Genomic DNA, 14,931 nt, shown 5'->3' with positions numbered 1-14,931 from the left:
ACACCGTGGGCAAGCGCGCGCAGCAGGGCGACGGGAACGCCGGGCCGCTGCTGGAGCAGGCGGTGCGGTCGGTGCTCACCGCCACCGAGGAGGGGCTGGACCTCGCGCTGGACACCGGGGCCTCGCTGCTGGCCGCCTCGGTCGGGCAGTGGCCGGCGGTCAGCCGGGCGCTGCTGGGGTACGCGGACACCGCGGTGGGCCGCTGCTGGTCGGCCGGGTGGCGCCCCGCCGACCTGGTGCGGGTGGTGCGGCGCGGGCTGAAGCCCGTCCACCTGGCGCTCGCGGTGGACCTGATCGCCGCCGAGGGCCGCCGCCACCCCGCCGCGGCCCTCGACCGTCGCTGGCAGGAACAACTGCGCGAGCTGGAGACCGAGGTCTGGTGGCCGGCCGACGAGCAGTACCTCGGGGCCTTCGCCCACCGGCACCGGCTGGACCGCTTCGCGCTCGCCACCGCCTTCCTGGAGCTGCTGCGCAGCTGGGGACGGCTGCCTCCGATCGCGCCCGTCGGCCCCGCCCCCGGCGCGTCCGCGGCGGCCCCGCGCCCCACCGGCCCGGTGACCGGCGAGCCCCGGATGCTGGCCCGGATCCGGGCGCTGCTGGCCAAGGCCGAGTCCACCGAGTATCCGGAGGAGGCCGAGGCGCTGACCGCCAAGGCCCAGCAGCTGATGGCCCAGCACAGCATCGACGAGGCGCTGGTGGCCGCCGCGGCGGCCGACCGGAACACCCCGGCGGCGCTGCGGATCGGCGTGGACAACCCGTACGAGGGCCCCAAGACGATGCTGCTGGACGCGGTCGCGGCGGCGAACCGGTGCCGGGTGGTGTGGGCGAAGGAGTTCGGCTTCTGCACCGTGATCGGCTTCGACGGCGACCTGGACGGCGTCGAACTGCTCTACACCTCGCTGCTGGTGCAGGCCACCCACGCGCTCAACAAGGCCGGCTCCGGCAAGGACTCGCGCAGCAAGGCGTTCCGGCAGTCCTTCCTGGTCGCGTACGCGGCGCGGATCCGCGAACGGCTGACCGCCGCCACCGAGCGGACCACCAGCGCCGCCGCGGCCGGCCGCCACCTGCGCGAGGACGGCACCGAGGAGCAGTTGCTGCCCGACGCCCGGCTGCTGCCCGCGCTGGCCGCCCGCTCGGCTGCGGTCGACGAGGAGGTCGGCCGGCTGTTCCCGAAGCTGGTCTCGCAGCGGGTCCGGGTCAGCGACGGCGAGGGCTGGGCCGCCGGCCGGGCCGCGGCCGACCGTGCCGCCCTGCACGGGCGGGGCGAGATCCACAACTGACGGCCCGCCTGATAGAAACGACCCCGCCACGACGAAGGGGGATCCGACTTGACTCCTCCCCCGCTTGGGGGCGGGGGATTCCTGGCTCACGCTGCCGCGACGTCCGACGGACGTTGCGGTCTTCCGCGATCGGCACCAGCCGGGTTGAGACCAGCCCGGACGAGCATCACGCGCGCGGAGTTCTTGTCCCTGGAGGACGAGACCCCGCACGCGGTGCACGTATAGATCCGTTCGGAGAGGGGGAGGCGGTGCTTGGCTCTCGCACCGCAGTGCGCGCAGTCCATCGTGGTGTGCGCGGGGTTGACCAGGTGCACGGTCCGGCCGTGCTTGCGGGCCTGCTCGATCAGGGCCGTCTTGGTCGCGCCGATGGCGGCGTCGGCGGCCTTGCGGGCCATCGTGGTACGGCCGAGGAACGTCGGCCGGAAGTCCTCCACCGCCAGGGCGTCATGGTCACGGACGACGGATTTGGCCCACTTGCGGGCGGTGTCCCGGCGCTGGTTCGCGACCTTCCGTTGCAGCTTCGCGGCCTGCCGCCGGGCCTTGCGGTAGCCCTTGGTCTGCGCCTTGCCCTTCGGCTGGAGCCGTCGGGCCATCTGGCGCTGGTAGTGGGCGAGTTTCCGCGCAACGCTCTTCCCATGCTGGGAGTGGGGGAGGTCGTGGTCGCCGCTGGTCGTGGTGGCGATCTCCTTGACGCCCCAGTCGATCCCGATGGCGCGGCCCGTGGCGGGCAGCGGCTCGACGGCCGCAGGGACCACGAAGCTCGCGTACCAGTGCCCGATCGCGTCCTGGTACACCCGGACCGAGGAAGGATCACCCGGAAGATCCCGCGACCACACCACCGTCACCACGATGCCGCCCGCGAGGTGCAGACGACCGTCCTTGATCCGGAAACCACGCCGTGTGTAGTTCAGCGACGCCCGCGCCTCGCGCTTCCTCTTCGACTTCGGCATCCCGGCACGCCGACTCACCGGAAGCCCCGCCTTGATGTCCTTGAGCGCCTTGGCGCGGGACTTCGCGAAGTCCCGGACGGTTTGCTGCTGCGGAACCGACGCACCCTCACTCAGCCACGCCATCGCCCCGCGCGCCTGTGTCAGGAGCTTGTCCAAATCGGCCGGTCCGCAGCTGCGCTGCGCCTCCGGATCGGTCCGGTTGTGCAGATGGACCTTGCGCGACATGTGGACGCATTCATTCCACACCCACCGGCACCTGCCCCACTCCGCGCCCAGCAGCCCGGACGTGGTCGACGACACACGTAGGCGGTAGATGTACCGGGCATACCCGGCCTCCTCCACTACCTGTCGCATCGTCATGACCCACAAGTTAGCCGACCCCACTGACAACGAGAGAGGCCCGTACAGATGCGCAGAGAACTCCACCGCTTCGCGGCTCCGCTCCAAGTACCCATTCCCCTCCCAGCTGAAGCCGAGATCACCCTGGGAGAAATCCGGTGACGGAGTCGGCGGCGGAGTCGGGCTACCGGGACCGGGTGCGCGGTGCGCTGCTCGGCGGCGCGATCGGTGACGCGCTGGGCTGGCCGGTGGAGTTCCAGCAACTGCACCAGATCCAGGAACGGTTCGGGCCTCAGGGCGTGACCTCGCTGCCGGCCGGGAGCGGCCCGGTCGAGGTCACCGACGACACCCAGATGACGCTGTTCACCGCCGAGGGCCTGATCCGCGGCTTCGTCCGCGGCTGGACGGGCGGCGGCGGCTCGGTGCCGGAGGCCGTGCACGGCGCCTACCGGCGCTGGTTGCGGACCCAGTACCAGGGCGCGCCGGACACCGAGCCCCAGCCCCGCCCGTACGACGGCTGGCTGCTGGGCCGGCCGTTCCTGTACGCGCGGCGGGCACCGGGCAACGCCTGCCTGAGCGGGGTCTCCGAGCACCCCGAGTTCGAGGCGCCGTCCGCGATCGGACGGCCCGGGCCGATCAACCCGGGCTCCAAGGGCTGCGGCACGGTGATGCGTTCGGCGCCGTTCGGGCTGGCCAGGCTCGGCGTGGAGCAGTCCTTCGGGCTGGCCGTGCAGTGCGCCCAGCTCACCCACGGCCACCCGACCGGCTACCTCGCGGCGGGTGCCTTCGCGGCGCTGGTCGAGCGGCTGGCGGCCGGGACGGAGCCGTGGGCGGCGGTCGGCGAGACGGTGGAGCAGATCCGCGAGCTGCCGAGCTCCAAGGAGACCGTCCAGGCGCTGGCCCGGGCGGTCCGGCTGGCCCAGGAGGCCGAGCCGGTGGCGGAGACGGTGGAACGGGTCGGGCTCGGCTGGATCGCCGAGGAGTGCCTGGCCATCGCGGTGTACTCACTGCTGGCGGCCACCCTCGACCCCGACCCGGTGCGCACCGCGCTGCTGCTGTCGGTGAACCACTCCGGGGACAGCGACTCGGCGGGCGCGGTCTGCGGCAACCTGGTCGGGGCCGCGTACGGCGCCTCGGCGCTGCCCGGCGAGTGGGTGCGGGCGATCGAGGGGCGGTCCGAGCTGCTGACGGTCGCGGACGACCTGCTGGTGCTGTTCGGCAGCCGCGAACCGGCCCACCCGGCGCTCGGCGGGCGCTACCCGGCCTGGTGAACAGCCTGGCGAGCGGCCTGGCGAGCGGCCCTACTTCGCCTGCGGGTCGGTGACCTGGCCGAGGAACAGCGGCCGTCCGGTGGAGGTGTCCCGGACCAGGAACAGGAATGGCCGGTCGATGTGCAGCTGGGCGGGATCGTGCGGAGCGGGCGCCGCGCCGGCGACGATCCCGACGCCGCTGCCGGCCGCCGCGACCGTGCCCTCCTCGTCGACCTGGACGGTGGTTTTCTGGACGACCGTGCTGACGGCGAGCGGCTCCTTGGCGATGCCGCTGAGGTCGGCGTGGTCGAAGACCGAGTGGACGCCGAGCGAACGCAGCGCGGGGGTGAGCTCGTTGGACGTGTCGAAGCCGAAGCGCGGCAGCTGCAGGTCGACGGGCCGCTCGGCGAGGGCGCCGAGGATCCGGTCGAGCTGGGGCTGGTCCAGTCCCTTGGTGAAGGCCGCGAAGCCGCCCTGCGCGGGGACGATCAGGTCCATCGCCAGGTTGCCGTCCGCATAGGGGAGTTCGACGGCCTGCCAGGGCTCTCCGACGATCCCGCCGGAGCCGTCGGCGTACTTGAACCCGCCGGTCTGGCTCATCGTGGAGACGTTCGGGGTGGTGCCGTCCAGCTTGTGGAACGGGCGGTCGGCGGTGTGCCCGGGCTTGAACTCGGAGGCCCACTTGGCCTTGAGGTAGAGCGCGTCGGTGAGGACCAGCCGGGTCTCCGGGTTGATTGCCTTCGAGGCGAAGAGGTCCCTGATCCGGCCCTCGGTGGCCTTCTCCACGGCCGCGTTGACCGCCTTGCGGCTGCCTTCGGGGTCCTTCCTGAAGTCGGTGGTGTGCACCCCGGCGTCGAAGGCGGCCGCCAGCGTGGCCAGGTAGTCGGGCTCGACCGGGAAGCCCTGCTGCGTCCAGACCTCGTCGGCCTGGTGCAGGGTGAGCCGGTCCCCGTTCTTCGTCCGCTGGTCGAGCGCGCCGACGGCGAGCGCGTACTGCTTCGGGTCGAGGCCGGTGTGCAGGGCCTTGGCGAGTTCGTCGGCGGTCGCGCCGCGCGCCCCGGGCATCAGCATCCCGAGCACGGTGGCCAGCCCGACGGGCGAGACCACCGTGTTGCGCCCGGCACCGTCCGGCGTCGTGGTGAGAGCGTGCAGGAGGTCGAGCCCGAAGGCGTCGGTCGCTTGCGCGGCGGCGGTCACCTGGGCCGGGTCCACGGCGGGCCGGCTGACCGGCGCGGAGGCTCGCAGCTCCGTGCCGGTGGCGGCGCCGGTGCTGCCGCAGCCGCCGAGCAGCGGCGCGGCGAGCACGGCGGCGAGGAGCAGGGCGGCGCGACGACGGTTTCCGGTGCGGCTGTTCGTCATGGCCCTTCGACGCGCCGCCCCGGGTTCGGGTTCCGGTGCCGTCGCCCGGCTCTCAGTCCCAGAGGGCGCCGAACTCCAGCAGTTCGTCCCGGTGCTCGATCCGCTCGACCCACTCCTTCGGCCAGACCGACTCGCCGTGGTGGGCGCCGGCGAAGGCGCCGGTCAGGCAGGCGAGGGAGTCGGAGTCGCCGGAGCTGTACGCGGCCCGGCGGACGGCGGCCACCGGGTCGCCGGGCAGCAGCAGGAAGCAGAGCAGGCCGGTGCCGAAGGCCTCCTCGGCGACCCAGCCCTCGCCGGTGGCCAGGCAGGGATCGGCTTCCAGGTCCGGTGCGGCGAGCGCGGCCTGCAGTTGGTCGAGGACCTTGAGGCAGTCGTCCCAGCCGCGGGCGAGGACGGCCTGCGGGGAGGCGCCGTACCAGCGGTCGGCGAGGTCGCCGAGCCAGAACTCGTCGTAGCGCTCGCGGCTCGCCAGCGCGTACGCCCGCAGCACCGCGGGCAGTCCGGCGGGCGGGACGCCCTCGGCGAGCTTGCGGACGGCGTAGGCGGTGAGGTCGCTGGCGGCGAGGGCGGTCGGGTGGCCATGGGTGAGCGCGGACTGCAGTTGGGCGGCACCGGAGAGCTGCCGGGCGTCCAGCTCGCGGATCAGCCCGACCGGGGCGACCCGCATGTTGGCGCCGCAGCCCTTGGAGCCGACGTCGCTGGCCTGCTGCCAGCGGTACTTGTCGTGGCTGAGCCGCTCGCAGGCGCGCAGGCAGGTCATGCCGGGGGCCCGGTTGTTCTGCGGGGAGCGCCACCAGTCGACGAACTCCTCGCGGACCGGCCGCTCCAGGCGCAGCGGGGTCAGGGTCCCGCGCGACAGGGCGGTGCGCAGGCCGCGGGCGAGGGCGAGCGTCATCTGGGTGTCGTCGGTGACCAACGCCTTCTCCGGCAGCGGGAGTCGCCGCCAGTCGGGCTCGACGGCGGCGATCTCCGCGACGCTCTTGAACTCGGTCACCCGGCCGATCGCGTCGCCGATCGCCAGCCCCAGCAGCGCCCCCGTAGCCTTGCCCACGGCCTTCTCCCCCCTCGGTCCTCGGTCCTCAGACCTCGACCAGCAGTTCCTTGAGCCCTCGGATCACGTAGCCCGGGTTCCACTCGGGCTCGCGGACCAGCCGCAGGCCCGGGGCCCGGCGCAGCAGCGTGCCGAAGGACTCGGTGAGCTCCAGTCTGGCGAGTGGCGCGCCCAGACAGAAGTGGATTCCGGCGCCGAAGGTGATGTGCGGGTTGTCGGTGCGGCCGAGGTCGAGCCGGTCGGGGTCGGCGAAGCGCTCCTGGTCGCGGTTGGCGGAGCCGAAGAGCAGGGCGATCTCCGCGCCGCGCGGCACCGTGACGCCGCGGACCTCGATGTCCTCCAGCACCCAGCGCTCGAACATCTGCAGCGGGGTGTCCCAGCGCATCAGTTCCTCGACGGCGGTGGGCAGCAGCCCCTCCACGTCGCCGCGCAGCCGGGCGAGTTCGCCGGGGTTGCGGAACAGCGCCCACCAGCCGTTGCCGGTGGTGTTGACGGTCGCCTCGTGGCCGGCGTTGAGCAGCAGCACACAGGTGGAGACCATCTCCTGCTCGCTGAGCGCGTCGGAGCCCTCCTGGGCCTGGATCAGCGCGCTGATCAGGTCCGCACCCGGGTTCGCCCGGCGCTCGCGGATCAGGGCGCGCAGGTAGTCGGAGAACTCGGTGCTCGCGGTGACGGCCCGGCGGGCGGCCTCCTCGCTCGGGTTGAGCTCGAACATCCCGGTGATGTCGGCGGACCAGGGGCGCAGCAGGTGCCGGTCGCCCTCCGGCACGCCGAGCATCTCGGCGATCACGGCGACCGGCAGCGGCTCGGCGACGGCGGCGATCAGGTCCCCGCCGCCGGCCGCGAGCAGCCCGTCGACCAGTCCGCCCGCGAGGCGCTGGACGGTGGGCCGCAGCCCCTCGACCATGCGCGGGGTGAAGGCCTTGGAGACCAGACGGCGGATCCGGGTGTGGTCGGGCGCCTCCAGGTCGAGCAGCCCGTGGTCGTTGAGGGTGTGGAAGGGCTCGTGCGCCGGGTCGGGCTCGGGGCGGCCGAACTCCTGGTGGCTGAACCGGTGGGTGTAGGTGCGGCCGAGCCGCCGGTCGCGCAGCAGGGCGCTGACGTCCTCGTGGCGCGAGACGAGCCACTGGTTCGTCGGCTCGTGGTACACCACCGGCGCGTGCTCGCGCAGTTCGGCGTACGCGTCGTACGGGTGGGCCACGAATGCCGCCGACCAGGGGTCGAACTTCGCCGTCGTCGTCATCGGTCGATCACTCCAGGCCGTGAGGGGGAGCCGGAAGGATCATCGTACGCACGCGGTGCGTCCGTTCCGAGACCCTTCCGGCCCCTGCTCTCAGGCCCGTTCCCGCAGCAGCCGTCGCACCAGCTCCGGCAGTGCGGTGGAGATCGGCTCGCGGATCACCTCGGCCGCTGCCTCGTCGTACGGGGTCGGCTCGGCGTTCACGATGATCAGCTCGGCCCCGGTCTCCACCGCGATGAGCGGCAGCCCGGCCACCGGAAACACCTGGAGGCTGGTGCCCACCGCGATGAAGAGGTCACAGGCCTTGGCGACCGCGTCGGCCTGCTGGAGCACCACCGGATCCAGCGCCTCCCCGAACATCACCGTGCGCGGGCGCAGGATCCCGCCGCACTCGCGGCAGGCCGGATCCGGCTCCCCCGCCGCGACCCGGGCCAGCGCTCCGTCCATCGGCCCGACCACCCGGCAGCTCGCGCACTGCACCTCCCGTGCGGTGCCGTGCAGTTCGAACACCTTGCGGGCGGGCAGACCGGCCCGCTGGTGCAGCCCGTCCACGTTCTGGGTCAGCACCCGCACGGGCAGGCCGGAGCGCTCCAGATCGACCAGCGCCCGGTGCCCGGCGTTCGGCTCGGCCGCCATCGCGCCGGCGTCACGGCGCATCAGCCAGGCCCGCTTCCGCACCTCCGGATCGGCCAGGTAGGGCCCGATGGTCACGAGCTCCTGGGCCGACGGATCCCGCTGCCAAAGCCCTTGCGGGCCGCGGTAGTCGGGGATGCCGGAGTCGGTCGAGATGCCCGCGCCGGTGAGCACGGCGATCAGGGGGCGCTTGGCGTTCATACCCGGACGGTACGGGCGCCGGGCCGGCCGCGGCCAGCGAAAATCGCCGGCCCGGAAATCCGGGTGCGCCCGGCCGACTCCCCCCGCACACTGGGCCGGTCACCCACCGTTGCCGTGAAGGAGCCCCGTGCAGGGAGCAGTCAGCGTCTCGCCCGCCCAGGTCCCCGAGCTGCTGCTCGGCCTGGCCACCGTCCGCCCGGTGTTCCTCTGGGGGGCTCCCGGGATCGGGAAGTCCTCGCTGGTCAGGGCGTTCGCCGAGTCGCTGGGCCTGGAGTGCGTGAGCCTGGTCGGCACCCAGCTCGCCCCGGAGGACCTGATCGGCGTCCCGCAGCTCACCCCCGAGGGCCGCTCCCGGTTCTGCCCGCCCGAGCAGATCGCCCGCGACGAGCCGTACTGCCTGTTCCTCGACGAGCTCAACGCGGCCTCGCCGGACGTCCAGAAGGCCTTCTACTCGCTGATCCTGGACCGCCGGATCGGCTCGTACGAGCTGCCGCCCGGCTCGATCGTGATCGGCGCCGGGAACCGCGCCACCGACGGCGCGCTCGCCCGCCCGATGGCGTCCGCGCTGCTCAACCGCATGGTCCACGTCCACCTGCGGGCCAGCGCCGAGGACTGGCTGCGCTGGGCGGCCGGCGCCGGCATCCACCCCTGGATCGTCGACCACCTCACCGACCGGCCCGACCACCTGTGGTCCGCCCCGCCCAAGACCGAGGAGCCGTTCTCCACCCCGCGCGCCTGGCACATGCTCTCCGACGCGCTGCACTCCTTCGGCCCCACCCTGGACGAGGAGACCCTCAAGGTCATCACGTACGGGCTGCTCAGCGCGCAGCACGCGGTCGCCTTCTGCGGTTACGCCAAGATCGTCCGCAACTCCTACGGCCTGGAGGCGATCCTCAAGGGCGACGCCCGCTGGCCGCACCGGCTGGAGGACCGCGACCTGCTCTACTACCTGGCCGACGCCTTCCGCGGCCGCCTGGTCAAGGAGCTGCCCGCCCGCAAGGAGCACGCCTCCGGGGCGCAGCGGCAGACCGCCTTCCGGGCCAAGTCCCTGCTGGTGCAGCTGGCCGAGATCTCGGTGGAGGTCGCCCAGACGGTGATCGCCGACGGCGCGGACGGCAACCCGGTGCTGCCGTCCTGGTTCCTGATCGAGGCCGCCCGGGACATGCCCCGGCTGGTCGAGGCCCGCCGGTGAAGGCGGTGAAGGGGGTGAAGCCCTCCGCCGCGAAGAAGCCGGACCCGGGCACCGAGGCCTTCACCGAGGGCATCCGCCTGCTGCGCGGCAACCCGGCCTTCGCCGCCCTGCGCGCCGACCTCTGCCGCACCCAGGACTGCACCACCGCCCCGCCGGACGGCTGGGCGGTGGTCGACTCCGACGGCACCGTGCACGTCAACCCGCGCCGCCGGGCCGAACCCGAGGAGTGGGCCTGGGTGGTGGCCCACTGCCTGCTGCACCTCGGCTTCGGCCACCTCCCGGCCGCCCGCGGCACCCGGGTCCAGCCCGACCCGCACGAGGCCGCCGCCCGCTGCGCGGTGGTCAACCGCTTCCTCGCCACCTTCCCCGTCGGCCGCGCCCCGGTCCCGCTCCCCCACGAGTACCCGGGCGGCGACGAGGAGGAGCTGGCCGCCCGCTGGCGCCGTGACGGCCTGCCCGCGGCCGGAACCGCCGGGACGGCCGGTACCGCCGGCACCGGCGAGCGCGACCAGCTGCTGGTCGAGTGGCGCGGCCACGGCCGGGCCCCCGAGGACTGGCAGACGGCCTTCGCGGCCGCGCTCACCCGCACCATGTCCGCCGCGATGGACCGGGCCGGCGGCCGGATCGACGCCGCCACCGGCGAGCGCCTGCCCGAGCGGCCGTGGAACAGGGCGCTCAACTGGTTCGTCTCCTCGTTCCCCCTGCTCGGCGGCATCGCGGCCGGCCTCACCGTGGTGGCCGACGCCGAACTCGCCCGGGCGCACGACATCGCCGTCGCCGCCGTCAACGCCGAGGTCGGCGAGATCTACGTCAACCCGCTGCGCCACCACTCCGACGAGGAGTGGCGGTTCGTCCTCGGGCACGAGATCCTGCACGCCGCCCTGCGGCACGGCGAGCGCCGTGGCGGGCGGGACCCGTTCCTGTTCAACGTCGCCGCCGACTACGTCATCAACGGCTGGCTGCTGGAGATGGGCGTCGGCGAGATGCCCGACGGGCTGCTGCACGACCCGCGGCTGAAGGGCCTGTCGGCCGAGGAGGTTTACGACCGGATCGCCCGCGACGAGCGCCGGATCCGCCGCCTCGCCACCCTGGCCGGCAAGAACCGCCCGGACGTCCTCGGCGAACCGCTGGTGCGCGGCCGGCGCACCTACGTGGACCTCGACGACTTCTACCGGCGCGGGCTGCAGCAGGGTTTCGAACTGCACCAGCGCGGACGCGGCCTGCTCCCGGCCGGGCTGGTCGAGGAGATCCGCGCGCTCGCCCACCCCCCGCTGCCCTGGGACGCCCGACTGGCGCGCTGGTTCGACGAGTTCGTGCCGAGCCCGGAGCCGCTGCGCAGCTACTCCCGCCCGGCCCGCCGGCAGTCCGCCACCCCGGACATCCCCCGGGCCGGCCGCTACCGCCCCGAGGAGGAGGTCCCGCGCTGCACCTTCGGGGTCGTCCTGGACACCTCGGGCTCGATGGACCGGACACTGCTCGGCAAGGCGCTCGGCGCCATCGCCTCGTACGCCGCCGCCCGGGACGTCCCGGCCGCCCGGGTGGTGCACTGCGACGCCGCCCCGCACGACGCCGGGTACCTTCCGGTCGAGGAGATCGCCGGGCGGCTCCGGGTGCACGGGCGCGGCGGCACCGTCCTCCAGCCGGGCATCGACCTGCTGGAGCGGGCCGAGGACTTCCCGCCCGGGGCGCCGGTCCTGGTGATCACCGACGGCGAGTGCGACGTGCTGCGTGTGCGCCGCGAGCACGCCTTCCTCGTCCCGCGCGGCGCCGGGCTGCCGTTCACCCCGCGCGGGCCGGTGTTCCGGATGAGCTGACGGCCCACCGCCCGGTCGGGCCGGTGCCGGTCAGACCAGCGCCGGGCGCAGGGCAGTGCCGGTCAGCCCAGGGCCGGGCGCGGGGCGGTGGCCGGGCGGGTCAGCGGGGCGAGGGCGACGAGGTAGCAGGCGGCGGCGAGCGGGATGAAGGCCAGGTCGGCCGCCGTGGCGACCGTACCGACCAGCATCAGCACCGGGCTCCACCAGCAGCGCAGCGCGCGGCCCGCCCCCACCGAGGCGGCGACCAGCAGGGCCAGCAGGCCGACGTAGAACAGCAGCGGGCCGACCTGGTACACGGCCGGGAGCACCCCGGGGACGTCCTGGATCCGCCCGAACAGGCGCGACTGCTCGTCCTTGGTCGCCGAGACCACGCCGACGTACAGGTCGATCCCGATCTGCACCAGCGAGGCCAGCAGGCCCGCGAACGCCGTCCCCAGCGCGGCGTTCGCGGCCGCCCGCCCGACCGCGGTGCCGCGCGGGGCGAGCAGACCGCGCAGGGCGAGCAGCACCGGCACGAACAGCAGCAGGCCGGCGAACATCGCGGTGTGCCCGGCGGTCCAGCCGGGGCCCGGCTGCCGCGAGCCGGGCACCAGGCGGATCCCGCCGTAGAGGGCCATCAGGGCGGGGGCGCCGACGGCGGCGCAGCCGGCGAGGCGGCTGTTGCGAAGGGCGTTCATGCGAGGTTCTCCCATGGTGTCCGGTGCCTGCGGGCACTGCCGTGTCCGCCGGCCGGGGTCCGTTCCGACACCCCGGAGCCTTCCGTCCGAGCCCCTCGTCGCGGATCGCCCGCACCGGCGAACCCGGCCCCTCCCCCGTGCGGGGGAGTGCCTCAGGACTCCCCCGCCACCACCGCTCCGGCCTCGTACGCGAACACCACCGCGTGCACCCGGTCGCGCAGCCCGAGCTTGCTCAGCACGTTGCTGACGTGGGTCTTCACGGTGTGCTCGCTGACCACCAGTTCGGCCGCGATCTCCGCGTTGGACAGCCCGCGGGCGATCAGCCGCAGCGTCTCCTGCTCGCGCACGGTCAGCTGCTCCAGCAGCTTGGACGGCGGCCGCACCGCCCGCTCCGGGCTGCCCGGCCGGCGGGCGGCGAACTCGCCGATCAGCCGCTTGGTCACCGAGGGGGCGAGCAGCGCCTCCCCCGAGGCGACCATCCGCACCCCGTGCGCCAGGTCGTCCCGTCGGACGTCCTTCAGCAGGAAGCCGCTGGCGCCCGCGTACAGCGCGTCGAAGACGTAGTCGTCGACATCGAAGGTGGTCAGCATGATCACCTTGGTGGCCGGGAACTCCGCGCAGACCCGGCGGGCCGCCTCCAGGCCGTCCATCACCGGCATCCGGACGTCCAGCAGCAGCACGTCGGGGTTGTGCGCGCGCACCGCCTCGACCGCCTCGGCGCCGTCGCGGGCCTCGGCCACCACCTCGATGTCCGGCTGGGCGTCCAGGATCATCCCGAACCCGGCCCGCACCAGCTCCTGGTCGTCCGCGACCACCACCCGTATCGGCGTCATCCGCCCACCCTCTCCACCACGCCCGCCGGCCCCAGCGGCAGCCGGGCACTCACCAGGAAACCCCTGCCCTCCGGCCCCGGACCGGCCTCGGCCCGGCCGCCGCAGGCCGCCGCCCGTTCCCGGATGCCGACCAGCCCCCGGCCGCCGGACCAGCCGGCCACCGTACGGTCGGCGGTCAGCGGCACGCCGCGGCCGTTGTCGGAGACCACCACCTCCAGCACCCCGCCGGAGCGCCGCACCCGGATCGCGGCCCGGTCGGCCCCCGAGTGCTTGACCGTGTTGGTCAGCGCCTCCTGCACGATCCGGAACGCGGCCGCCTCCACGTCGGCGGACAACGCGCCCAGCCCGTCGGCGAGTTCGAGCTCGACCCTCAGGCCGGACCGGCGCACCCGCTCGGCCACGTCCGCGAGTTCGGCCAGCCGGGGCTGCGGCGCCAGCTCCCGGCCCGCGTCCGGGTCCTTCAACACCCCGAGCACCCGCCGCAGTTGGACCATCGCGTCCCGGCCGGAGTCGGCGATGGTGTCGAAGGCGCGGATCGCCCGCTCCGGGTTGTCGCGCACCACCAGCGGCCCGGCCTCGGCCTGGATGACCATCAACGAGACGGCGTGCGCCAGGATGTCGTGCATCTCCCGGGCGATCCGGGCCCGCTCCTCGGCGACCGCCTGGGCCGCCTCGCTGGCCGCCCGCACCCCGGCCTCCCGCGCCCGCTCCGCCTCCACCCGGACCAACTGCCGCTGGGTGCGCACCAGGGCGCCGAAGACGAACGAGCCCGCCGAGGTGAGCACGCTGAACAGCGCGCCGTTCGGCGAATGGGTGCCGACCACGTTGCCGACGACCGTGACGGCCAGCACCGACCAACGCGCCCGGTCCGAACACCGCTCCGCCACCGTGTACAGGCCGAGGACACCGGCCAGCGGCACCTGGGCGTTCGCCGAGTGCGCCAGCACGGACAGCATGATCTCGGCGGCGCTGCACAGCGCCAGCACGGTCAGTGGTGCCCTGCGCCGCCAGGGCAGCGGCACCGCGGTGGCCACCGCCAACAGGTAGACCCACGTGGGCCAACGGGTGTCGTCGTTGTAGACCGCCCATACCGCGATCCCTGCCGACACCAGCGCCAGAGACGAGTCCAGCACGTACGGGCTCAGCCCGGTCGTCCATGTCCGCCAGCGCGCGACGCGCTCCACCGCCGTACCTCCCCCGTACCCGGGGACCCCGCCCCCGCGCAGAAGATCATGCCCTACCGGCAGAACCTCCGGCACCGCCCGGTCAGGCACCGCTGACCGTCACACCGCCGGTCTTCGCCCGGGCGGTGATGCTGTGCGCCGCGCCCGGCTGCGAGGGGATGCTCACGTCGATCCCGCCCGTCGTGGCCTGTGCGTCCACCGTGTACGCCTCCCCGGACGGCACCTTCAGATTCACCCCACCGTTCGAGGTCGTCGCCTCCAGCTTCGACGGCGCGCCGGCGAAGTCGGCCCGCACACCCCCGTTCACGGCGGCCAGCCGCACCTGGGGAGAGGTCAGCCCGCTGGCCTCGACCCCGCCGTTCGTCACGTCGGCCTCGGCGTCGGCGGCCAGCCCGGACAGCTTGATGCCGCCGTTCGTCTCCTTGACCCGCACCTTGGTCCCGGCCGGCACGTTGACGGTGTACCCGATCCCGCAGGAGTCGCAGTCGTACGTCAGCCGGAGCACGCCGTCCTTCACCTCGTGGGTGCTCTTCGGCGCGTCCCCCCGGTAGTTCTGGTCCTCGACCACATGCACCGCCTCGCCGCCGCCGGTCACCACCACACCGCCGTTCTGCCCCTCGATCACCAGTTCCTTGACCTGCTCGGCCACGCCGTAGCCGACCGTCCGGTGCTCCTGGTCGTCCCCGATCGGCAGACAGCCCGACATCCCGACCAGCACCCCCGCCGTGATCGCCACCGCGCCCAGCACCCGCTTCATGTCCGGCCCCCTTCGCAAGCCCCGTCATCCCGACACCGAGAAGCCTCCCTCGACCGGACCCTGCGCCACCTCCCTCGCCGGAGCGGTTCCCGCCGCTCCCCCGCGAGGGGGATGGCGGGCAATTCACCGATTCACCGGCGCGGACGCCGCTTCGCCGGTAGCTTGTTTGCC

At 73.9% G+C, this 14,931-nt stretch carries 13 protein-coding genes; 4 read left to right on the top strand and 9 right to left on the bottom strand.

Annotation, left to right across the window (positions count from 1 at the left end; translation table 11 throughout):
* Positions 1-5 precede the first annotated feature (5 nt).
* Positions 6-1,280, top strand: coding sequence for a DUF2786 domain-containing protein (locus ACIRVF_RS02545; RefSeq protein ID WP_402812590.1), 1,275 nt, complete (start codon positions 6-8; stop codon positions 1,278-1,280).
* Between the two features lie 86 nt (positions 1,281-1,366).
* Here the strand turns inward: ACIRVF_RS02545 and ACIRVF_RS02540 are convergent, their stop codons facing one another.
* A complete protein-coding gene (locus ACIRVF_RS02540; RefSeq protein ID WP_402812587.1) occupies positions 1,367-2,590 on the bottom strand; it encodes an RNA-guided endonuclease InsQ/TnpB family protein in 1,224 nt (407 codons plus the stop codon).
* Between the two features lie 137 nt (positions 2,591-2,727).
* Between ACIRVF_RS02540 and ACIRVF_RS02535 the strand changes: the two genes are divergently transcribed.
* Complete coding sequence (locus tag ACIRVF_RS02535; RefSeq protein ID WP_402812585.1) at positions 2,728-3,840, top strand: ADP-ribosylglycohydrolase family protein; 1,113 nt, start codon at positions 2,728-2,730, stop codon at positions 3,838-3,840.
* 30 nt (positions 3,841-3,870) lie between these two features.
* Here ACIRVF_RS02535 and ACIRVF_RS02530 read toward each other — a convergent pair whose 3' ends face one another.
* The 4 genes from ACIRVF_RS02530 to ACIRVF_RS02515 form a co-directional block, all read right to left on the bottom strand.
* Entirely contained in the window at positions 3,871-5,178 is a 1,308-nt protein-coding gene (locus ACIRVF_RS02530) for a serpin family protein (RefSeq protein ID WP_402812583.1), read from the bottom strand.
* A gap of 52 nt (positions 5,179-5,230) precedes the next feature.
* Positions 5,231-6,229 (bottom strand): ADP-ribosylglycohydrolase family protein, encoded by a 999-nt coding sequence (locus ACIRVF_RS02525; protein WP_402812581.1) that lies wholly within the window; start codon positions 6,227-6,229, stop codon positions 5,231-5,233.
* Between the two features lie 28 nt (positions 6,230-6,257).
* Positions 6,258-7,472 carry a cytochrome P450 gene (locus ACIRVF_RS02520; protein ID WP_402812578.1) on the bottom strand — a complete coding sequence of 405 codons (1,215 nt, stop codon included), beginning with the start codon at positions 7,470-7,472 and terminating at the stop codon, positions 6,258-6,260.
* Between the two features lie 90 nt (positions 7,473-7,562).
* A complete protein-coding gene (locus ACIRVF_RS02515) occupies positions 7,563-8,303 on the bottom strand; it encodes an SIR2 family NAD-dependent protein deacylase (protein WP_402812575.1) in 741 nt (246 codons plus the stop codon).
* Between the two features lie 127 nt (positions 8,304-8,430).
* Here ACIRVF_RS02515 and ACIRVF_RS02510 point away from each other — a divergent pair, with 127 nt between their 5' ends.
* Positions 8,431-9,495: an ATP-binding protein gene (locus ACIRVF_RS02510; protein ID WP_402812572.1), complete on the top strand. Its 1,065-nt coding sequence runs from the start codon at positions 8,431-8,433 to the stop codon at positions 9,493-9,495.
* Positions 9,496-9,509: 14 nt separating this feature from the next.
* Positions 9,510-11,309 (top strand): hypothetical protein, encoded by a 1,800-nt coding sequence (locus ACIRVF_RS02505; protein ID WP_402812569.1) that lies wholly within the window; start codon positions 9,510-9,512, stop codon positions 11,307-11,309.
* A 62-nt stretch (positions 11,310-11,371) separates the two neighbouring features.
* Here ACIRVF_RS02505 and ACIRVF_RS02500 read toward each other — a convergent pair whose 3' ends face one another.
* The 4 genes from ACIRVF_RS02500 to ACIRVF_RS02485 all read right to left on the bottom strand — a co-directional run bounded on the left by ACIRVF_RS02500 (position 11,372) and on the right by ACIRVF_RS02485 (position 14,760).
* Positions 11,372-11,986, bottom strand: a complete 615-nt coding sequence (locus ACIRVF_RS02500; protein WP_402812566.1) for a hypothetical protein — start codon at positions 11,984-11,986, stop codon at positions 11,372-11,374.
* Positions 11,987-12,138: 152 nt separating this feature from the next.
* Positions 12,139-12,819: a response regulator gene (locus ACIRVF_RS02495; protein WP_402812563.1), complete on the bottom strand. Its 681-nt coding sequence runs from the start codon at positions 12,817-12,819 to the stop codon at positions 12,139-12,141.
* Positions 12,816-14,003: a sensor histidine kinase gene (locus ACIRVF_RS02490; RefSeq protein WP_402812560.1), complete on the bottom strand. Its 1,188-nt coding sequence runs from the start codon at positions 14,001-14,003 to the stop codon at positions 12,816-12,818. The genes ACIRVF_RS02495 and ACIRVF_RS02490 overlap by 4 nt, the downstream gene beginning before the upstream one ends.
* Positions 14,004-14,085: 82 nt before the next feature.
* Entirely contained in the window at positions 14,086-14,760 is a 675-nt protein-coding gene (locus ACIRVF_RS02485) for a DUF4097 family beta strand repeat-containing protein (protein ID WP_033352653.1), read from the bottom strand.
* Positions 14,761-14,931: the final 171 nt, after the last annotated feature.

The organism is Kitasatospora sp. NPDC101157 (genome assembly GCF_044768255.1).
Classification (GTDB): Bacteria; Actinomycetota; Actinomycetes; order Streptomycetales; family Streptomycetaceae; genus Kitasatospora.
The sequence above is the reverse complement of the archived record's forward strand: the minus strand, read 5'-3'. Positions and strand labels throughout refer to the sequence as shown.